Genomic DNA, 21,095 nt, shown 5'->3' with positions numbered 1-21,095 from the left:
TTAATGCCCTTTGTTTTGCGGAAAAGCGATGTTATTGGTAACGGCGGCTAAGAGCGCTGAACACACAAACACCAAATGGATCACGACTTGCCAAAAAATGGGGTTCTGCGATAAGGGCGTGTCCTTAGGAATGTTAGATAAAACATCTTCTAAACTCATGTAGCGTTTGAGCAAGAAAATCGCCGAAATGGCCACAATGGAAAGCGAAACCTTTAATTTTAAGGCGTTAAAATCCGTATGCTTTAGCCAAGTGATTTCGCTAGCATCTACCTTGTCTAGTTTAGAAACAAAGCTTTCATAGCTGGCGAGCAACACCATTAAAACAAGCCCGGCCATAAACAACAAATCCACCAAACCCAAAGCCGATAAAACCAAATCCGTTTCGCTGATCGTGTTTAAATGGCTGAGCATGTGCCACAACTCTTTCATGAACACATAGCCTAAAACCACTAACACTAACGACATGGCAATGCATAAAGGGGCTAGCAACCAACGAGTGGCAAACAACACTCTTTCAATCAATTTTTCTAGCATCTCAACTCTTTTAATTATGGCTTTTTGAAGCCTTGATTATAGCTAATAAAACGCCCCGAGTGGCTAACAGAACGCCTTGATGGAGTGAAATCTCAAGCCATTCTTATGGTGTTTATGGTATAAATTTGAATACCAACATAAGGAGAAGTGAATGAAAACCACTATAAAAAAGATTTTTCAAGAGGAAGGGTACAGCATCCCCAACTATCAGAGGGATTACGCTTGGAAGGACAAGAATTTTAGGGATCTGTGGGAAGATCTAGAAGAAGCGATAGATTACAACAAAAAGGGTCAGGGGCATTTTATAGGCACCATGGTTGTCGCTAATAATGAAGACAACAAAAAATTGTATGACATCATTGACGGCCAGCAACGAACGACTACCATCTTCATGCTCTTGCATGTCTTGGCGAACAAACAAAATGAGAAAGACAAGCAAGAGACAAGAAAATATCTATACCAAAAGGGAGAATTAAAATTAGAAGTCGCTCCTCAAAACCAAAGCTTCTTCAAAGTGCTCTTGGAAGCGGCAGAAAAGGGGAATATCAGCCAGAAAAAGATGCAGACACTGAGGGTAAGCAAAATCTCTTTGAAGTTTTGAAGGCCATCTTGGATAAGGTCAGCAAATTGAATAAAGAAGAAGTGAATGAGCGTTTGGAAGCACTTTTGGAAATGGTTTTGATGCGGCTTGAAGAGCCCGATCCTGGAAGAGCCATCAGAACCTTTCAAAGCGTGAATGACAGAGGCGTGCCTCTTCTCTTGCTAGACAAACTAAAATCCCTCCTCATCTATTACTCCAACACTTTTTGCGATGGGAAAAGGGGGCTAGACCAGTTCATCAACGATCATTTTGGAGAAATTTTTAAGATCTTTGCCAAGATCAAAAAGAGCAACCACATCTCTAGCGTTGGAGGCTCAAACTTTGATGAAGGCGACATCTTCCGCTACCACGCAGGGAGTCAAAGATTTGATGGGATCGATTTTTTAGGGCACTACAAAGCAAGCACAGACAACACATACGAACAACTCAAAGATGAACTAAAAGAAATCAAAAACAAAACAAGCAAAACAAGCAAATTGAAAAGTTTCATCCAATCCTATGTCAGCGATTTGAAAAACTTCTATCAGGCTTTCTTTGATCTATTGAGCGAGATTGACACCAACCCAACCACCTTTAAAGTCATGCTCATCAACAAGATCAAACCGTCTTTTTTCAATTCGCTCATCCGCCTGAAAATCAACAACGAACTAGACGATGAAACGCTGAGACTCTTTGCCAAAACCTATATCTTGCTTTCCAAAGGTCGCAAAGGAGTGGATTCAGTAGCCTACAACCTGATTCATGAGTATCTTGACAAGGGTAAAGAGGGATTGAAGAGCAAGATGATCGCTCAATGCAGAAATGATATAGAGCAGGCTTCTTGGAAACTTGTAAAGGACGCACCCAACCCATCATGCTTCCATTATATCTTCTTTGAAAAGAACTGCCAAGAGATGGGTCTTGCCGATCTCAAAAAATTGATCCCTGGGAAGCAACTCTCCCAAGACATAGAACACATCATCCCCATCAATTTATCAGAACAGAAATTCAGCAATAAGGGCAGAGATCTTGGTTTTGAAGACAAGGAAGATCTTAGAGCTTATATTAACACATACGGCAACCTCATCTCCCTAGAAAACTCGCTCAATCGTAAGGCAAGCGATAAGGATCTGTATGGGAAAGATGAAATCTATAAGGAGAGTAGAATCCCTTTTAATAGGTGCTTTAATGTAAAAGGTTTCAATAAAAAGGCCTTGATAGCAAGGAATGATGAAATGCAAGAATGGCTGATCAACACCTTTTTTAAAGATTTTGCCGCCCACTAAGGATTAAAGAAGCGTGAGCGCGCTTGCTCTCTTGCTTCTAGCCCCACCACCCATAAAGCTAGTTCCAAACCGATCTCTTCTTTGGAGGGTTAGGGGTTATCAAACAACAAACAATAATTTCATAAGATTTAAACGCTCCGTAGTTTTCAAACAACAAACAAATACTTTTAACGAATGAATGCTCTTTAAGGCTGAATTCAAACGCAAGAATTATCTGAATTTCTCAAAGACCAAATAGGTATATTGATCAAAAAAATCTGTTTATCTTCATTCTCTGTTAAAATTATCCGAGCCGATGGAGTAAGCTAACCCATCGTTTTAGAGCTTGGGCGATCCACTAAAAACGCCCAAGAAAGAAATAAGAATTTTTAGCCCAAACCCCTAATGCGCTTCTATGACAACCGGTTTAGTCATCTTTTTACTGACTTCATCAGCATGCATTAAGGCTTCTTGCTTGCTCTTATAAGGGCCTATGAGATAGCGCTTCGTTGCTCCCCTATCTTCAATCTTATGGGGGAATTGGTTAAACGCTTGCAAAAAGGCTTTATTGGGCGTGTGTGCAAAAACCCCCACTTGCAAATAATGCCCTTTAGTAAGAGTGGTTTTAGAATTGGCTTTTTTAGGAACTTCTTTATGAGCTTCTTTTTTAGCTTTTGGCTCTTTAGCCGCATGCTTAGCTTTATCTTTATGTGCTTCTTTATCTTTTGGCGCTACTTTAGGCTTTTTATGGGGGGTTTCTTTTTTAGCTACAGCCTGAGATTCTTTTTGAGCGCTCATGGGAATAGACTCAACAGCTTTTAATTCTTTTTGAGCTTCTTGCGTTTCTTCTGCTGTTTTCATCTCCGTTTGAGTTTGATTGGTTTGAGTGGGCATGTTAAACGCATCATTTTCTTGTTTTTTAACATTATCCGCTACTTTGTCTAGCTTGTCTTCTTGCTTGGAAGGATCCAAATTCAAGCTTTCAAACTCATCGTCTTTTTTCTCGTCTTTAGTGTTGCCTATTTTTTGCATCCCGCTATCGGTTTGTAAAAAAGTCTCTTTAGGAGCGACTCTCGTGCTTTTCCAAAACACCATTAAAAGCACCGCTAAAATGATAATGGCTATAGCCACGATCAAAAACACCTTTTTAGTGCCGCCCCCATTATTTTCTTCTTCTAAGATCACTTCATTCAGTCTTTCTTTTTCTGACATCAAAAATCCTTTCAAAAATGGTTATAAATGCTTCGCCCAAGAGCTCCCTCGCTCTTTTGCAAACACTTCATAAGGTAAAGCTAAAATATTAAATTCCTTAGGCCATTCATTGCTAGGGAAAACCTTCCATTCTTTAGGCAACCCTTGTGCTAATTTCATAGACAAAGTTTTAACCAACCTTTCACCCTCGCCTAACTCCGTATGCCCCTTATGCACATACAAATGCAAATGCCCAGGCGTTTTGGTGTTATAAGCGGTAAAATTCATAAAACCTTCCTCACGAAGCAATAACTGCGCCTTATGGTAAAAACGCTCCGGGTTTCTCCCGTTATAATCAAACACAATGTTTTCCACCTTATCGTTACGCAAGATGAGATTGTGCGCGATTTCTATCTCCCTTTTCAAATGCTTTTGAATGAGCGAGCTTGTGAGCATGGCATTCACTCTTTGGAATTTATTATAGTAGCAACGCCCCGCATAATCCACCCTCTCCCCCAAGCCTGGTTTTTTTTCAAAATAATGGCTTGTGTCTATCTTAATGAGCTTTAATTCCATTTCTGTCATCTTGACTCCCTTAAAAAATAGGTTGGTGGTACACAGGGAATTGATTAGCCATCGCCTTCAATTCTTCTTTCACATGCAATTGCAAACTAACATTGTTAATATCATTCAAAATATCTGATATTTTATTCCCTATGATTTCAAATTCCTTAGCTCCCATGCCCCTTGCGCTCAATGCCGCTGAGCCAATCCTTATCCCGCTCGTTACAAAAGGGCTGCGCGTTTCGCCAGGAATGGTGTTTTTATTCACGGTGATTCCGGCATTCCCTAATGCAATATCAGCGTCTTTCCCGCTATAAGGCTTATCCAAGAAATCCATTAAAAGCAAATGGTTAGAAGTGCCACCACTCACTAATTTATGGTTTTTTTCTTTTAACGCTTTAGCCAAAACTTGCATGTTAGATTTCACTAATTTTGCATAAGCTTTAAATTCTGGTTTTAGATTCTCTTTAAACCCCACCGCTTTAGCAGCAATCGCATGCATCAAAGGCCCGCCTTGAGTCCCTGGAAAAATCGCTTTATCAATCTTAGCCGCTATCTCTTCATCATTAGTTAGAATAAGCCCCCCTCTAGGCCCTCTTAAGGTCTTATGAGTGGTGCTTGAAACCACATGGCAATGCGGGAAAGGATGGGCATGCTCATTAGCGACCACAAGCCCTGCCACATGGGCTATATCGCCTAGTAGTAACGCTCCCACTTCATCAGCGATTTCTCTAAATTTCTTAAAATCAATTTCCCTTGGATAGGCTGAAAACCCGCACACAATGATTTCTGGCTTAACGCTTTGAGCGATTTTTAGCGCTTCTTCATAATCAATATAGCCATCCAAATTCACGCCATAAGAAAAGCTCTGATAATGCTTGCCGGTTAAACTCACTTTAGCGCCATGCGTTAAATGCCCTCCACAGCTTAAATCCATGCCTAAAATCTTGTCATAAGGCTTTAAAAGAGCGTGATAGACAGCGTTATTGGCTTGTGAGCCTGAATGCGCTTGCACGTTAGCGAACTGGCAATTAAAAAGCTTTTTAGCCCTTTCTATGGCTAGGCTTTCTATTTTATCCACCACTTCACAGCCTCCATAATAGCGCTTGTTAGGATAGCCCTCAGCGTATTTATTCGTTAAAATGCTTCCCATAGCTTCCATAACACTAGGAAAAGTGTAATTTTCGCTCGCTATCATTTCTAAATGCTCATTTTGCCGCTTGTATTCTTCAAAGATCAATTCAAAAATTTCACTATCCGTTTGTTCTAAAAAATACGCCATTATTCTCCACTCTCAATATTAAAATCGTTTTTAACAGGACGCATCGCTGGGAATAAAATCACATCTTTAATGCTTTTAGCTCCAGTGAGTAACATCACCAATCTGTCAATGCCTATGCCTTGCCCTGCAGTGGGGGGCATTCCATGGGCTAGGGCCCATACATAATCTTCATCCATGTATTGGGCTTCTTCATCGCCTTTTTCTTTTTCAGCCACTTGATTTTTAAAGCGTTCTAATTGATCTAAAGGATCGTTCAACTCGCTAAAGCCGTTAGCGATTTCTTTTCCTGCAATAAATAATTCAAACCTGTCAGCAATATTAGGGTTACTATCGTTGCGTCTGGCTAAGGGGCTAATCTCAATAGGGTATTGGGTTACAAAAGTGGGATTAATGAGTTGGTATTCTACAAAATGATCAAACGCTTCAGCGAGCAATTTACCATAAGTGAGGTTTGGCTCTACTTTGATGCCTTGCTCTAACAAATAAGCCAAAAGCCTGTCTTCTTTTTCTAAAATATCCTTACTAATGCCCCCTATCGTTTCTAACGCGTCCAAATAGGAAATCACGCTCGTTTGGTTGAAATCCACTTCCATATCGTTATAGATAATTTTTGAATCCAAATTTAAAGTCTTTAGCAAGTAGTCAAACAGCCTCTTACTGAGTTCAATCAAATCTTCATAAGTGTGATACGCCCAATAAAATTCAATCATCGTGAATTCGGGGTTATGGCTGTGATCCATGCCCTCATTCCTGAAATTACGATTGATTTCAAACACCGCTTCAAACCCCCCCACAATCAAGCGTTTGAGGTATAATTCTGGAGCGATTCTCAAATACCTCTCCACCTCCAAAGCGTTATGGTAAGTGATAAAAGGCCTTGCGTTCGCCCCGCCAGGAATGGGGTGCATCATGGGGGTTTCCACTTCTAAAAACCCTTCCATTTCAAAGAATCTCCGCACGCTAGAAACAATCAAACTGCGTTTTTTAAACACATCTTTAACGCTAGGATTGACGATTAAATCCAAGTAGCGCTGGCGGTAACGCAATTCTATATCGCTCAGTCCGTGAAACTTTTCAGGTAAAGGCACAATGGTTTTGCTTAAAATATGAAATTCTAATGCATGAACGCTTAATTCACCGGTTTTGGTAGCAAAAGGGAAGCCTTTCACCAACACAATATCGCCCACTTCTAAATGCTTTTTCAGGCTTTTAAATTCATCGTTCAATTCATTTTGCGAAACATAAGCTTGCAAAATCGCGCTTTCATCTTCAACTTTAATAAAACATGCCTTGCCCATTAAGCGCAAAAGCTTGACCCTCCCTACAATACTCTCGCATTTTTCTTTGTCTTTAGGCTCTTCTAAACCCTTAACATAAGCGTATTTTTCTAAAAAAGCGGCGTTGGTGAGGCTTCGTTTCAAGCCATTTTGATAAGGGTTTTTCCCTTCTTCTCTCAAGCTATTGGCTTTATGGATGCGTTGTTGGATGTATTGGTTAGAAAACATGTTATGCCTTTATAGGGGTTCTTTATTAGATGGGGTGGGGTTTGGTGGGGTTTGGTTAGCTTTTGGATCTAGAATGTTTTTAGGCAAGTCTTTAGCCTTTTCTTTTAAAGATTCCACGCCCTTATCCATCGCTTTATCAAAAGATTGTTTATTTTTATTAAAAGATTCTTTATTTTTGACTTCATCGCTCATTTCTTCAAGGTTGTCTTTAAGGTTCTGCTCCACATGTTTGACGCCATCAAGGCGCATGATTTTACTAGCGACGCTTTTCATGGTAGAAAAAAAAGCGCTTTTTTCTTGCAAATAGGCGTTAGCGTCTTTCATGACTTCCATTTTAGAGAGTGCATAAAGGACGAAAGAAAGCACTAAAAAAGTCTTTAAACATGAAAAAATAAACCCTAACGCTTTGTCTATAATGCCTAACCCGCTAAAGACTAACACCTTGCCTAGCAACACTCCAAAAGCTAAAAAAAACACCCAAATAGACGCTAACACCAATAAAAAACCGATGAGATTCGTCATGGTTTCATTTCTTAAATCATACAAATGCTCTGAAAATAAATTCCCAACAGCCACAGAATAGCGAGACGCCAAATACACGCCAAGCACAATCCCTAAAGTCCCCGCCACTTCACTCACGAAGCCATGATAAAATCCCCTAATCCCAAAGGCCACCACCACCACAAGTAACGCCAAATCAATATAATTCAAACCCTAAACCCAAACCTTTCTCTCATATATTCGCATAAAGATAGTGAGCGCTCAAAAACACCCATTACTCTTAAATCATGCCAATTCACACTCTTTAGACTTGAAATTTGAAAATAATAACACAACTTAAAAAAAACTACCCTTAAAAAAATCAATCTAAAATTCTTAAATTAAAATATAGCTATAATACACTAAAACAATCTCAAGGTTTCACAATTTAGCCATGCGTCTTCTTCTATTCAATCAAAACGCTTTTTTATTAGCGTGCATGTTTGTTTCAAGCGTGTATGTGAACGCTGTTTTGGACGCTTATGCAATTGAAAACCTCTATATCACTATCACACTCACAAGCCTATTAGCCCCTTTAAGCATGCTAGCGTTTTTAAAAACCCCTAGAAACAGCGCTTTTGCTTTGGGGTTTTTTGTGGGGGCGTTATTGTTTTATTGGTGCGCTTTAAGCTTTCGCTACTCGGATTTCACTTATTTATTGCCCTTAATCATTGTTTTAATAGCGTTAGTTTATGGGGTTTTATTTTATTTGTTGCTCTATTTTGAAAACCCCTATTTTAGGCTTTTGAGTTTTTTAGGCTCTAGTTTTATCCACCCTTTTGGATTTGATTGGTTAGTCCCAGATAGCTTTTTTTCTTATAGCGTGTTTAGAGTGGATAAGTTATCGCTAGGGCTTGTTTTTTTAGCTTGCATTTTTTTGAGTGCTCAAAATCTTAAAAAATATAGGATCATAGGGGTTTTATTGTTACTTGGCGCGTTGGATTTTAATGGTTTCAAGACAAGCGATTTAAAAAAGGTTGGAAATATTGAATTAGTCTCTACAAGAACGCCCCAAGATGTGAAATTTGACTCAAACTACCTTAATAATATTGAAAACAACATTCTTAAAGAAATCAAGCTCGCTCAAAGCAAGCAAAAAACCCTGATTGTTTTTCCAGAGACCGCCTACCCCATCGCTTTAGAGAACTCCCCCTTTAAAGCTAAGCTAGAGGATTTAAGCGATAATATTGCTATTTTAATAGGGACATTACGCACCCAAGACTATAGCCTTTATAACAGCTCGTTTTTATTTTCTAAAGAAAGCGTTCAGATCGCTGATAAAGTGATCTTAGCCCCCTTTGGCGAGACCATGCCTTTACCCAAGTTTCTTCAAAAACCCCTTGAAAAGCTCTTTTTTGGCGAGAGCGCTTATTTATACCGCAACGCTTCTAGTTTCAGCGATTTTACATTAAATGATTTTACTTTTCGCCCTCTGATTTGTTATGAAGGCACTTCCAAAGCCGCTTATTCAAACAGCCCTTCAAAAATTTTTATCGTGATGAGCAATAACGCATGGTTTAGCCCAAGCATTGAACCCACCCTACAAAAAATGCTTTTAAAATACTACGCAAGGCGTTATGATAAGATCATCTTGCACAGCGCGAATTTTTCAACTTCTTACATTTTAAGCCCTAGCTTATTGGGCGATATTTTTTTTAGGAAATGATCATGATTAAAGCGATTAATATTTCTCATGCTTTTGAAAAGCCTCTTTATAATGGCGTGGATTTGCACATCAAGCCCAAAGAAAGCCTAGCGATTTTAGGCGTGAGCGGGAGCGGTAAAAGCACGCTTCTAAGCCATTTAGCCACCATGCTAAAACCCAATAGTGGGACGATTAGTTTGTTAGAACACCAGGATATTTATGCCTTAAATTCCAAAAAGCTTTTGGAACTACGGCGCTTAAAAGTGGGCATAATCTTCCAATCGCATTACCTTTTTAAGGGTTTTAGCGCTTTAGAAAACTTACAAGTCGCTTCCATCCTAGCCAAGCAAGAAATAAATCATTCCCTTTTAGAACAATTAGGCATAGCCCACACCCTAAAACAAGGCGTGGGTGAATTGAGCGGCGGCCAACAACAACGCTTAAGCATCGCCAGAGTGCTTTCTAAAAAACCTAAAATCATTATCGCTGATGAACCCACCGGGAATTTAGACACCACTAGCGCTAATCAAGTCATCAGCATGCTGCAAAATTACATCACAGAAAACGAAGGGGCGTTAGTTCTAGCCACGCATGATGAGCATTTAGCCTTCACTTGCTCTCAAGTCTATCGCCTAGAAAAAGAAGTTTTGATTAAGGAAAAATAAAAATGTTACAACGCCCTAAAATTGTCGCTGAATTGAGCGCTAATCATAACCAGGATCTAAACCTAGCCAAAGAAAGCCTTCATGCCATTAAGGAAAGCGGTGCGGATTTTGTCAAGCTCCAAACCTACACGCCAAGCTGCATGACTTTAAACTCCAAAGAAGATCCTTTCATCATTCAAGGCACTTTATGGGATAAAGAAAATCTGTATGAATTGTATCAAAAGGCTTCTACCCCCATAGAATGGCATGCGGAATTGTTTGAATTGGCTAAAAAACTTGATTTAGGCATTTTTAGCTCGCCTTTTAGTTCACAAGCTTTAGAGCTTTTAGAGAGCTTGAATTGCCCCATGTATAAAATCGCTAGTTTTGAAATCGTTGATTTAGACTTGATTGAAAAAGCCGCTCGCACACAAAAGCCCATTATCCTTTCTAGCGGTATCGCTACACACACCGAATTACAAGACGCTATCTCATTGTGCAAAGGCGTGAATAATTTTGACATCACCCTTTTAAAATGCGTGAGCGCTTATCCCAGCCAAATAGAAGACGCTAACTTATTGAGCATGGTTAAATTAGGCGAAACCTTTGGCGTTAAATTTGGCTTAAGCGATCACACGATTGGTTCTCTTTGTCCCATTTTAGCCACCACTTTAGGAGCGAGCATGATAGAAAAGCATTTCATTTTAAACAAATCCTTACAAACCCCAGACAGCGCTTTTAGCATGGATTTTAACGAATTTAAAAGCATGGTTGAAGCCATCAAGCAAAGCGTTTTAGCCTTAGGCGAAGAAGAGCCAAAAATCAATCCAAAGACTTTAGAAAAGCGAAGATTCTTCGCGCGCTCTTTATTCGTCATTAAGGATATTCAAAAAGGCGAAGCATTGACTAGCGATAATATCAAAGCCTTACGCCCCAACCTTGGCTTACACCCTAAATTTTATAAAGAAATTTTAGGACAAAAGGCATCAAAATTTTTAAAAGCCAACACCCCTTTAAGCGCTGATGATATAGAACGCTCATTGTAGGTTTGTTTTGATTAAAAAATGGGGGTTTTAAATTTTGTTTTATGGTTTTAGATTTGATTTTAGACTCATTTTCTTTATTTTATAAACTCTTAAGGGGATAGGGGGCATCACTCTCATCACATATTGCAACTAGAGCCTTATTTAAATTCCAATTAACTTCAATTTTTTAATAAAAACAAGATTACTTTGTTGTTATCGTTTTAAACCTTATAATAAATCCCATTTTTTAGGGAAATATTTTGCACTTTTACCCTCTTAACCCCCAATCAAATTCCATAACCCCCAAAGAATGCTTTTTAAGAGATTATCCGCTTGGTTAAATCAATCTCTTTTTAGATTGCAAAAAATACTAAAGCATTTTTTATATTTTATAATAATCAATTCCAAACGAGAACAGAGAAAAGAAATTCTAAATAATTTTTAATCACAGACTTCACGCACGCTTTAAATAAAGTTCATTAAGCAAAGCCCAAATAAGGGAATAAACACTCATTTACAAAAAGGCTGTGTCTAAAGCACTAGATCAATAAAAAGATAATCTCATTTCACCTTTTCAAGATACTCTTCTGTTTCCGTATTGACTTTAATCACCTCACCTTCTAAAACATGGAAAGGCACTTGCACGACCACACCGGTTTCTAAAGTCGCTGGTTTTTTGCTCGTGCTGGAAGTATCGCCCTTAAAATTAGGAGCCGTTTCCACAATCTTTAAAGCCACAACTTGCGGCACATCCACTGAAATCGCCTTGTCATTATGCAATAAAACCTGCACTTGCATGCCATCTAGCATCCATTTAGAAGCCTCACCCACTTGAGAGTCGTTCAAAGCGATTTGCTCATAGCTCTCTATATCCATGAATTGGTATGTATCGCCATCATGATAAAGGTATTGCATCGTTTTTTCAACCAGATTAGGCTCTTCGCACTTATCCCCCGCATGGAAAGTCTTCTCAATCACCTTACCATCTAAAAACGACTTGATTTTCGCACGCACAAAAGCCGCACCCTTGCCGGGCTTGACATGTTGGTATTCTACGATCCTATAAGGCACACCACCCAATTCAATTTTCAAGCCCTTTTTGAGCTCGCTCATCCCAATTGCCATGTTACACTCTTTCCTTGTTGATTAAATTTTATTAGCGCTACCCAAAAGTTTCATGCGCTCTTTGACCACATTTTTAAGCGCTAATTGGGCCGGAGAAAAAAACTTCCTCAAATCAAATTGGCTCTTATCTTCATTAGCCACCTTGCGCACTTCTGCGATGAAAGCGATCCTTAAATCCGTGTCGGTATTGACCTTATTGATCCCCCCTTTTACGGATTCTTGTAAAAATTCAAAAGGCACGCCCTTAGAGCCTTTCAAATCGCCTCCAGCATCCAAATAAGATTTCCTCACATTATCTGGTATCGCACTCGCTCCATGCAAAACTAAAGGGATATTAGTGAGCCTTTTGACTTCTTGCAAGCGTTCAAAATCCAATTTTGGCTCGCCCTTAAACTTAAACGCTCCATGGCTTGTCCCAATGGCTGGGGCTAAGTAATCCACTTGAGATTCTTTGACAAATTGCTCCGCTTCTTTAGGATTCACTAACACAGCGTCTTTTTCATCCACTGAAATATTGTCTTCAATCCCCATCAAACGCCCCAGCTCCGCTTCCACGCTCACTCCAGCGTTATGCGCCATTTTGACCACTTTAGAAGTCAATTCCAAATTTTCTTCAAAAGCATGATGAGAGGCATCAATCATCACAGAAGTGAAACCCGCTTTCACAGCTTTTTCGCAGCTTTCAAAAGTCGTGCCATGATCTAGGTGTAAGGCTACAGGAATGTGTGGGTAGCGTTCGCACATGATTTTCACCATGCCCACCGCCATATCAATCCCCATGTATTTGATCGCTCCTTCACTCGCTTGAATGAAAAGCGGGGAATTTTCCTCGTTTCCTGCTTCAAAAATAGCGTTTAGCATTTCAAAATTCACGAAATTAAACGCCCCCACCCCATAACCTTCTTTATGGGCTTTCAATAAGATTTCATTGCCTTTAACTAACATGATAACACCTCATCAATTACTTGTTGATAACAATTTTAGCGTGCTTCCTTAATTCCTCGATTCGTTGATTCATGCGTTCTTGGAAAAGCTTTTCTTGTAACATCCCCTTAATGGTGGGTTTAGCTTGCTCATAAGTATAAGTTACAGGGCTATCTTTAGAAATCAAATAGATAATATGATAACCAAACTCTGTTTTAACAGGGGTTTTAGTGTAATTCCCAGGAGTTAAAGCGAAAGCGGCTTTAGAAAAATCCGGAGCCATTTGGTTTTTTTGGAATTTCCCCAAATCACCGCCATTTTGTGCGTTCTTGCTGTTAGGATCAATCGTATCCCGATTGGCTAACTCAATGAATTTGGCTTCTTTTTTAGTCTTTGGCTGTTTGTCAATCTCAGAAATAATCCGTTTAGCTTCATCTTCGGTTTTCACTAAAATATGCCTAGCATGGGCTTCTTGCTTGACAAAAAGCTGATCTTTATTAGCGTTGTAAAAATCCTGCATTTCTTTTTCTGGGATTTGGATCTTTTTCACTTCTTCAGCCTGTTTTTTAGCCCAAAATTCCACTAAAGCCTGTTTTTTAACCGCTTCCATCATCGCTTTAAATTCTGGAGTGCTGTCCAATTTCTCGGTTTTAGCTTCATTTTCTACAAGTGCGGTGCGGATAGCTTGCTCAATCAAGGCTTCTTTTTCTTTCTCTTTAAGCTTGTCAAAATCAAAATTAGGATTTCGTTGCTTAATCATGTCAAAATCGCTTTTGGTGATAGGCCTGCCATCCACTGTCGCTAACACGCCTGCTGAAGAATCAGTCGTTTTTTTCGTGTTATGTGCAGTGTTATTTGCGTTATGAGCCGGCTTAGCCACCAAAAACGACGCGCTCAACGCGCCCACTAACGCTAAATTTAAGATATTTTTTTTCATTGTGTGTTCTCCACTCTAAACTAATTTTCATCATTAAATTCACATTATAGCAAATTTAAAACAAAATCAGCTTTCATGATTACAGAAAACTCACATTGAGGGGTAAGAAACGCTTAAAGTTATTCATTCCATTCAAAGCGGGTAAAAATGTTTTCCGCAGCAGGTGTTACAATATTTATTATCTTTTGTTTTGTTGTTTTATCCTTTTTTGGAGGTGTTGTTTTATTCTTTTTTGGAAAGGAAAAGACAATCCTCGATGCAATGATGAATATAATATTCGTAATTATTGTTGCATGTATTTTCTTTCCTTGGTTACCAGGGTTATTATTTTATATATTTGGTTTTTTAGCATTGCATGTTATTCCATATTAAGTAATTTCTATACCTTTAGTCAATCTCATTTATAAGCTTGCTATGTAAGATTAAGGGACTTTGTGCTTAAATTACCCTATCAAAGCGAGAAGGATTTCAGGTTATGGTTTTATCTTTATCTATCCTTAAAAAAAGCTTTAATGATTTTTTAAGCGCTAGAATGCTTTTAATCAATCTTGGCCCTATCCTTTTGAGTTTGGCGTTTTTTGGAGCTATCTTTTATTACAATGGCGGGAGTATTGTGGGTTATTGCCAAACTTTATTACCGCAATCTTTAAGCGATTACTCTCATTCTCAAGGCTTTTTTGCTGGTGTGTTTGTTTGGGTTTTTAAAGCGTTAGTGTATCTTCTTATTTTTTGGATTGCGATTCTTTTGAGTTTGGTCATCAATATTTTTGCGTCTATTTTTTACACCCCTTTAGTGGTTTCTTATTTGCACCAAAAATATTATCCCCATGTCGTTTTAGAAGAATTTGGCTCTATCCTTTTTTCTATTAAATATTTTTTAAAATCGCTCATTTTTATGCTTTTATTATTAGCGGTTTTAACGCCCTTTTATTTCATTCCCTTTATAGGGGTCTTTGGGGTCTTTCTTTCTATAATTCCGCATTTTCTTTTTTTCAAAAACACCATGAGTTGGGATATAGCCAGCATGATTTTTAATTATCAAAGCTATCAAAATTTACTCAAACAACACCGGTTAAAGCATTATCATTTCTCATTTTTTTGCTATCTTTTTTCCTTAATCCCTTTTTTTAATTTTTTTGCCACCTTATTGCAAACCCTTATGCTAACGCACTACTTTTTTATCCTTAAAGAAAAAGAATGCTAGATTTTATTCAAGAGCTTAGCACCCCCCATGTTAGGGATTTTTTCTTGTTGTTTTTAAGGGTTAGTGGCGTGTTATCTTTTTTCCCTTTTTTTGAAAACTATTTAGTGCCTTTATCGGTGCGTGGGGCTTTGAGTTTGTATGTGAGCGCGATTTTTTACCCCACTTTAGAGTTTTCAAACGCCGCTTACACGCCAGAGGGTTTTATCATTGCTTGTTTATGCGAGCTGTTTTTAGGGGTGTGCGCGTCTGTCTTTTTACAAATCGTTTTTGCGAGCTTAGTGTTTGCAACCGATAGCATCAGCTTTTCTATGGGGCTTACGATGGCGAGCGCGTATGATCCTATTTCAGGATCGCAAAAACCCATTGTGGGGCAAGCCCTTTTATTGTTAGCGATTTTAATTTTATTGGATTTATCGTTCCACCATCAGATCATTTTGTTTGTGGATCACAGCTTAAAAGCCGTCCCTTTAGGGCAATTTGTCTTTGAGCCAGCGTTAGCTAAAAACATCGTTAAAGCCTTTTCGCATTTGTTTGTCATAGGGTTTTCTATGGCGTTCCCTATTTTATGCTTGGTGTTATTGAGCGATATTATTTTTGGCATGATCATGAAAACCCACCCTCAATTCAACCTGCTCGCTATCGGGTTTCCGGTTAAAATTGCGATCGGGTTTGTGGGCATTATTTTAATCGCTTCGGCTATCATGGGGCGTTTTAAAGAAGAAATCAGCCTGGCCTTTAGCGCCATTAGCAAAATCTTTTAAAGGATAAACATGATTAGTTTTAAAGAAGCTCTAAAAATCCATTCTAGCATTCCCTTAAAACCCTTAGAAATAGAGGTTGTCTCTTTGTTTGAAAGCACAGGGCGTATTCTAGCAGAGGATATTGTTTGCATTCACGCTTTGCCCAAATTCAATCAAAGCGCAATGGATGGCTATGGGTTTAAAATGCAAGATTTAGGCCAAAAAACTCAAGTCATCCAACACATTTTTGCCGGGGATGATGTGAGCGCTTTAGAAGTTAAAGAAAATGAATGCGTTAAAATCATGACTGGAGCGATGGTGCCAAAGGGAATAGAAACGATTATCCCTATAGAGTGCATGCTAGAAAGCCATAAAAATTCCGCCCTAGCTCCCAAAGATTTTAAAATAAACGCCAATATCCGTCAAAAGGGCGAGAACGCTTCTTTAAACAGCGTGTTAGTCCCTAAAAATACCCGTTTGAATTACGGGCATATCGCGCTCATTGCCTCTCAAGGGTTCAAAGAAATCAAAGCGTTTAGAAAATTAAAAATCGCTCTCTTTAGCAGTGGCGATGAATTAGTGCCTTTAGGGCAAAACGCCCTAGAATGCCAAGTTTATGATGTTAATTCAGTGGGTATTTTCAACATGCTTAAAAACTACAACACGCATTTTCTAGGGGTTTTAAAAGATGATAAAAATTTACAGCTCAAAATACTTGAATCACAAGACTATGATGTCATCCTTTCAAGCGCGGGGGTGAGCGTAGGGGATAAAGACTTTTTTAAAGACGCCTTGAAAGAAAAAAACGCCCTTTTTTATTATGAAAAAGTCAATCTCAAACCTGGAAAACCGGTAACTTTAGCCCGACTCAATCAAAGTATCATTATAGGCTTACCGGGTAATCCTTTAAGTTGCTTAGTCGTTTTACGAGTTTTGATTCTACCCTTATTGGAGCGCTTATCTTTAGATAAAGATTTTAAGCTAAAACCCTTTAAGGCTCAAATCAATGCCCCCTTAAAGCTTAAAGGCGAACGCGCGCATTTAATTTTAGGCAACTATTCAAACCACCAATTCATTCCTTACAACAACAACCGCTATGAATCAGGAGCGATTCAAGCCCTTGCGCGAGTGGATTCTATCGCTTTAATTGATGAAGGAGTGGGATTAGTTCAGGGCGAAATTGAAATTTTAAGGTTTGAAAATTAAAATGGCTTTTAACAATGCTATAATGACCACTTTAAAACCCCACTCATAAAGGTTCTGTTTGTGGATAACTACACCTATAGCGAATTGTTAAAAAGCTTGCAAAACAAATGCGATAATATCGCTTTAATCATCAAGCCTGAAAAGATCAAACAAGAATTAGAACGCATTGAAAAAGAGCAAGAAGATCCTAATTTTTGGCAAGATGTCTTAAAGGCTAGAGACACCAATAAAGAAAAAGTGCGCCTGAACCGCTTGCTAGAAACCTATCAAAAAACCAAAAATTCTCTAGATGAAAGCGTGGAATTGTTTGAACTCGCTCAAAACGATAACGATGAGACTACTTTATCCTTGCTCTATGAAGAGGCTCCTACTTTAGAACACAGCGTCCAAAAAGTGGAAATTGAAATCATGCTAAGCGGTGAAAACGACGCCTCAAACGCTATTATCACCATTCAGCCTGGAGCGGGGGGGACTGAAAGCCAGGATTGGGCGAGTATTTTGTATCGCATGTATTTGAGGTGGGCGGAAAGAAGGGGCTTTAAAAGCGAGATTTTAGATTATCAAGATGGCGAAGAAGCGGGCATTAAAGGGGTCGCCTTTATCATTAAGGGCGAAAACGCTTATGGCTATTTGAAAAATGAAAATGGGGTGCATAGGCTTGTAAGGATTTCGCCCTTTGATGCGAACGCCAAACGGCACACGAGTTTTGCGAGCGTGCAAATTAGCCCTGAATTAGACGATGATATTGATATTGAAATTGATGAAAAAGATGTCCGTTATGATTATTATAGAGCCAGTGGGGCAGGCGGTCAGCATGTCAATAAAACAGAAAGCGCGGTTAGGATCACGCATTTCCCTACCGGTATTGTGGTGCAATGCCAAAACGACAGGAGCCAGCATAAAAACAAAGCGAGCGCATTAAAAATGCTTAAATCCAAGCTTTATGAATTGGAATTGGAAAAACAACAAAATAGCGCCAAAAATGAAGAAAAAAGCGAGATCGGCTGGGGGCATCAAATAAGAAGCTATGTCCTAGCCCCCTACCAGCAAGTCAAAGACGCTCGCTCTAATATCGCTTATAGCAATGTGGAAGCGATTTTAGATGGCGATATTGACGCTATTTTAGAGGGCGTTTTGATCGCTAAAGCTTAAGTGCGCTAAAATGACAACTCATAAATTATGGTTGCTATAAAACGCTTTTAAAACGCATAAGGAACGACAATGACACAAGAAGAATTAGACGCCTTAATGAATGGGGGCGATTTGGAAAATTTAGAAGCTTTAGAGGCTGAGACTAAAGAAACTAAAGAAGAGTCCGCTAAAGAGAATAAAGAAAGCTCTAGCCAAAAAATGACCGTCAAAAAAGAAGACGCTGAAAAATACGGCAAGATTAGCCCCAATGAATGGCCACCCCCTCCCCCCACTGAAGAGCATAAAGTCGTGCATCAACTAGATGATGTTACAAGAGATTCTGAGGTGAAAGCCACGCAAATTTTTGATCAATTGGATTTGATCGGAGCTAGCGCTGAAAAAATCGCCAAAATGGTTAAAAAAATCCAAGAACCCCTAAAAAAACACCAAGAAATTTTTGAAAATTTGCAAGCGCATTTCCCTAATATTGAATCTTTTAAAACCGCATTCAATGAGCAGCAAGAAATCCTAAACGCCCTAAAAACGATTGAAGAAGAAGCCAATAATTGCTCAGATAGCTCCATGCAAGCGATGGATATTATGCAATTTCAAGATATCCACCGCCAAAAAATTGAACGAGTGGTCAATGTCATGCGAGCGCTCAGCCAATACATGAATTCGCTTTTTGAAGGCAAAATTGATGATTCCAAGCGCGTGAGTTCAGCGACTTTTATCACCGGCGATGACGATAAAGATCTAGCCAGCGCTGATGATATTGAAGCGTTGATCGCTTCTTTTGGAGCCAAGTAGTTTTGAACCAAGTTGAATTGCTCTCTCCAGCCGGTAATTTAAAAAAACTTAAAATCGCTCTCAACTATGGGGCTGATGCGGTTTATGGGGGAGTGAGCCATTTTTCTTTACGCAATCGCGCAAGCAAAGAATTCACTTTGGAGACCTTTAAAGAAGGCATTGATTACGCGCATGCGTTAAATAAAAAAGTCTATGCCACGATCAATGGTTTCCCTTTCAATTCCCAGCTCAAACTTTTAGAAGAACATATTTATAAAATGGCAGAGCTAAAACCAGACGCTTTCATTATTGCTGCACCTGGTGTGGTGAAACTCGCTTTAAAAATCGCCCCGCACATCCCTATCCATTTATCCACGCAAGCGAATGTTTTAAATGTGTTAGATGCACAAGTGTTTTATGATTTAGGGGTTAAACGCATTGTGTGCGCTAGGGAATTAAGCTTGAATGATGCGGTTGAAATTAAAAAAGCCTTACCCGATTTAGAATTAGAAATTTTTGTGCATGGGAGCATGTGCTTTGCTTTTTCAGGGCGTTGCTTGATTTCAGCCTTACAGAATGGGCGCGTGCCTAATAGAGGGAGTTGCGCGAATGATTGCCGTTTTGATTATGAATATTATGTCAAAAACCCTGATAACGGCGTGATGATGCGATTAGTTGAAGAAGAGGGCGTAGGCACGCATATTTTTAACGCTAAAGATTTGAATCTCTCCAGCCATATCGCTGAAATTTTAAGCTCCAACGCTATTAGCGCGCTTAAGATTGAAGGGCGCACCAAGTCCAGTTATTATGCCGCGCAAACCACGCGCATCTATCGTTTAGCGGTTGATGATTTTTACCATAACGCCTTTAGGCCCAACTTTTATACTAGCGAATTGAACACGCTTAAAAACAGGGGTTTTACCGATGGCTATTTGATGCGAAGGCCTTTTGAAAGGCTAGACACTCAAAACCACCAAACAGCCATTAGCGAAGGGGATTTTCAAGTCAATGGCGAAGTAACCGAAGACGGGCGTTTTTTTGCGTGCAAATTCACCACTACCACGAACACCGCTTATGAAATCATCGCCCCCAAAAATGCAACTATCACGCCCATAGTCAATGAAATTGGTAAGATTTATACCTTTGAAAAACGCTATTATTTGGTGCTTTATAAAATCCTTTTAGAAAATAACACCGAGTTAGAAACCATCCATAGCGGGAATGTGAATTTAGTGCGATTGCCCGCACCCTTGCCGGCTTTTAGTTTTTTACGCACCCAAGTCAGAGTCTAAAAATGGCGTTTAGAGATTAGGGATTACAAACGATTAAGAGAAACGCATGCCCTTAGAAACTATCACGCTCGCTCATATTTATGAAGAACAAGGATTTTTTGAAGAAGCGTTGCAAATTTATACTAATATTTTAAACAAAACCCCTGACCATATAGAGGCGTTAAAACAAATGAAGCGTTTGGAAAAAATCCAAAAAAATGGCGCTCCTTTCAAACACGACGCAATACTAGAGCGGCACTATTTAAATTTTATCAAAGGGGATTTTTTGAGCGTTGAGAATTTAGAAAAATGGCTGGTAGAATGGAATTGAAAAACATTATTTCAGAAACCCTTAATGAAATTGAAAAAATGGCTAAAACCATTGATAATAACTTTGATGCGGTGCAAAAAACGCCCTCTTTTTTCAAAACGCCCCCTTATTTGCAAAACGCCAAAAACGCTGAAACGCCACCAATGAGTAACACGGAGCCAAAAAGTGTTCCTAAAATAGAAACCCAAGAAAAAATCACAGAAGAAATCACAGAAGAAAATACAGAAGAAAAAGAAGAAGAAGCACAAGAAATCATTATAGAAGAAATCACGCCCAAAAACCCCACGCAAGCGCCAATTTCAAACGAGAGGGTTTTTTTAAAAAACTTACTAGAAAGAACCTTAGTGTTGTTTCAAGGCATGCAAGCTTTAGAAGAAAAAGAAGCCATGAAGCGTTTGGATTTAGTGGCGCGTTTCTTGCAATACCAATTGAGCGTGCTTGAAAAACGATTAGAATCTTTGGAGCGAGAAAACACAGAGTGAAAAATGATCAAAGGAATTGTTTAAAAACATTAAAGAATAAGGCTTTAATTTTCAACATTTCATGAAAACAAAGCCTTAATTTCCATTAATAACTATGATAATGTTTTGAATTTTTATTTTTAAGGCGTCTTTAAGGTATCTTTAGTAATAAAATGCTAGAATTAGTCCCTTAAAACATTA

Annotated in this window: 21 protein-coding genes and 1 pseudogene; 13 read left to right on the top strand and 9 right to left on the bottom strand. The window is 38.9% G+C overall.

Translation table 11 applies throughout. The annotated features are described in order from the left end of the window. Positions 1–534, bottom strand: coding sequence for a TIGR00645 family protein (locus QT74_RS00340; RefSeq protein WP_000890457.1), 534 nt, complete (start codon positions 532–534; stop codon positions 1–3). A gap of 151 nt (positions 535–685) precedes the next feature. Here QT74_RS00340 and QT74_RS00325 point away from each other — a divergent pair. Continuing rightward, positions 686–2,400 (top strand): annotated as a pseudogene (locus QT74_RS00325) (DUF262 domain-containing protein). Between the two features lie 381 nt (positions 2,401–2,781). Here QT74_RS00325 and QT74_RS00320 read toward each other — a convergent pair. The 5 genes from QT74_RS00320 to QT74_RS00300 are packed head-to-tail and all read right to left on the bottom strand — an operon-like array spanning position 2,782 to position 7,632. Next, a complete protein-coding gene (locus tag QT74_RS00320) occupies positions 2,782–3,591 on the bottom strand; it encodes an SPOR domain-containing protein (protein ID WP_033763748.1) in 810 nt (269 codons plus the stop codon). Between the two features lie 21 nt (positions 3,592–3,612). Next, positions 3,613–4,155 carry a DUF1882 domain-containing protein gene (locus QT74_RS00315; protein WP_000138102.1) on the bottom strand — a complete coding sequence of 181 codons (543 nt, stop codon included), beginning with the start codon at positions 4,153–4,155 and terminating at the stop codon, positions 3,613–3,615. 10 nt (positions 4,156–4,165) lie between these two features. Further along, on the bottom strand, positions 4,166–5,416 hold the full coding sequence (locus QT74_RS00310; RefSeq protein ID WP_000323130.1) for a serine hydroxymethyltransferase: 1,251 nt from the start codon (positions 5,414–5,416) through the stop codon (positions 4,166–4,168). After that, positions 5,416–6,921 (bottom strand): lysine--tRNA ligase, encoded by a 1,506-nt coding sequence (gene lysS / locus QT74_RS00305; protein WP_033763746.1) that lies wholly within the window; start codon positions 6,919–6,921, stop codon positions 5,416–5,418. Before lysS ends, QT74_RS00310 begins: the two co-directional genes overlap by 1 nt. Positions 6,922–6,930: 9 nt before the next feature. Next, complete coding sequence (locus QT74_RS00300) at positions 6,931–7,632, bottom strand: CvpA family protein (protein WP_033763745.1); 702 nt, start codon at positions 7,630–7,632, stop codon at positions 6,931–6,933. A 223-nt stretch (positions 7,633–7,855) separates the two neighbouring features. Between QT74_RS00300 and QT74_RS00295 the strand changes: the two genes are divergently transcribed. The 3 genes from QT74_RS00295 to pseI are packed head-to-tail and all read left to right on the top strand — an operon-like array spanning position 7,856 to position 10,796. Further along, positions 7,856–9,127: an apolipoprotein N-acyltransferase gene (locus QT74_RS00295; RefSeq protein WP_033763743.1), complete on the top strand. Its 1,272-nt coding sequence runs from the start codon at positions 7,856–7,858 to the stop codon at positions 9,125–9,127. Positions 9,128–9,129: 2 nt separating this feature from the next. Next, positions 9,130–9,771, top strand: coding sequence for an ABC transporter ATP-binding protein (locus QT74_RS00290; protein ID WP_000588202.1), 642 nt, complete (start codon positions 9,130–9,132; stop codon positions 9,769–9,771). A gap of 2 nt (positions 9,772–9,773) precedes the next feature. Further along, positions 9,774–10,796, top strand: coding sequence for a pseudaminic acid synthase (gene pseI / locus QT74_RS00285; RefSeq protein WP_033763742.1), 1,023 nt, complete (start codon positions 9,774–9,776; stop codon positions 10,794–10,796). Positions 10,797–11,336: 540 nt separating this feature from the next. On the opposite strand, the gene efp is transcribed toward pseI, so the two are convergent. Genes efp through cbf2 form a run of 3 tightly spaced genes read right to left on the bottom strand, consistent with a single transcriptional unit; the run spans position 11,337 to position 13,761 of the window. Beyond that, entirely contained in the window at positions 11,337–11,900 is a 564-nt protein-coding gene (gene efp / locus QT74_RS00280) for an elongation factor P (protein ID WP_033763741.1), read from the bottom strand. A gap of 21 nt (positions 11,901–11,921) precedes the next feature. After that, positions 11,922–12,845 carry a class II fructose-bisphosphate aldolase gene (locus QT74_RS00275; protein WP_000960451.1) on the bottom strand — a complete coding sequence of 308 codons (924 nt, stop codon included), beginning with the start codon at positions 12,843–12,845 and terminating at the stop codon, positions 11,922–11,924. Between the two features lie 16 nt (positions 12,846–12,861). Further along, the gene (gene cbf2, locus QT74_RS00270; protein WP_033763739.1) at positions 12,862–13,761 is read right to left on the bottom strand and encodes a peptidylprolyl isomerase CBF2; all 900 of its coding nucleotides are present in this window, start codon (positions 13,759–13,761) and stop codon (positions 12,862–12,864) included. A gap of 147 nt (positions 13,762–13,908) precedes the next feature. Here cbf2 and QT74_RS00265 point away from each other — a divergent pair, with 147 nt between their 5' ends. The 9 genes from QT74_RS00265 to QT74_RS00225 all read left to right on the top strand — a co-directional run bounded on the left by QT74_RS00265 (position 13,909) and on the right by QT74_RS00225 (position 20,915). Next, positions 13,909–14,133, top strand: a complete 225-nt coding sequence (locus tag QT74_RS00265; protein ID WP_033763738.1) for a hypothetical protein — start codon at positions 13,909–13,911, stop codon at positions 14,131–14,133. A gap of 103 nt (positions 14,134–14,236) precedes the next feature. Then, on the top strand, positions 14,237–14,965 hold the full coding sequence (locus tag QT74_RS00260; protein ID WP_033763737.1) for an EI24 domain-containing protein: 729 nt from the start codon (positions 14,237–14,239) through the stop codon (positions 14,963–14,965). Beyond that, a complete protein-coding gene (fliR, locus tag QT74_RS00255) occupies positions 14,959–15,726 on the top strand; it encodes a flagellar biosynthetic protein FliR (protein ID WP_033763736.1) in 768 nt (255 codons plus the stop codon). Before QT74_RS00260 ends, fliR begins: the two co-directional genes overlap by 7 nt. Positions 15,727–15,735: 9 nt before the next feature. Further along, positions 15,736–16,911 carry a molybdopterin molybdotransferase MoeA gene (locus QT74_RS00250; RefSeq protein WP_033763735.1) on the top strand — a complete coding sequence of 392 codons (1,176 nt, stop codon included), beginning with the start codon at positions 15,736–15,738 and terminating at the stop codon, positions 16,909–16,911. A gap of 60 nt (positions 16,912–16,971) precedes the next feature. Continuing rightward, positions 16,972–18,063 carry a peptide chain release factor 2 gene (gene prfB, locus QT74_RS00245; protein ID WP_033763734.1) on the top strand — a complete coding sequence of 364 codons (1,092 nt, stop codon included), beginning with the start codon at positions 16,972–16,974 and terminating at the stop codon, positions 18,061–18,063. Between the two features lie 69 nt (positions 18,064–18,132). Next, positions 18,133–18,852 carry a protein phosphatase CheZ gene (gene cheZ, locus QT74_RS00240; RefSeq protein ID WP_033763733.1) on the top strand — a complete coding sequence of 240 codons (720 nt, stop codon included), beginning with the start codon at positions 18,133–18,135 and terminating at the stop codon, positions 18,850–18,852. Between the two features lie 2 nt (positions 18,853–18,854). After that, positions 18,855–20,123 carry a peptidase U32 family protein gene (locus QT74_RS00235; RefSeq protein WP_033763732.1) on the top strand — a complete coding sequence of 423 codons (1,269 nt, stop codon included), beginning with the start codon at positions 18,855–18,857 and terminating at the stop codon, positions 20,121–20,123. Between the two features lie 46 nt (positions 20,124–20,169). Further along, on the top strand, positions 20,170–20,433 hold the full coding sequence (locus QT74_RS00230) for a tetratricopeptide repeat protein (RefSeq protein WP_033763730.1): 264 nt from the start codon (positions 20,170–20,172) through the stop codon (positions 20,431–20,433). Next, on the top strand, positions 20,424–20,915 hold the full coding sequence (locus tag QT74_RS00225) for a CiaD-like domain-containing protein (RefSeq protein WP_033741354.1): 492 nt from the start codon (positions 20,424–20,426) through the stop codon (positions 20,913–20,915). The genes QT74_RS00230 and QT74_RS00225 overlap by 10 nt, the downstream gene beginning before the upstream one ends. The last annotated feature ends 180 nt before the right edge of the window (positions 20,916–21,095 follow it).

The organism is Helicobacter pylori SA213A (genome assembly GCF_000476275.1).
Classification (GTDB): Bacteria; Campylobacterota; Campylobacteria; order Campylobacterales; family Helicobacteraceae; genus Helicobacter; species Helicobacter pylori_CL.
The sequence above is the reverse complement of the archived record's forward strand: the minus strand, read 5'-3'. Positions and strand labels throughout refer to the sequence as shown.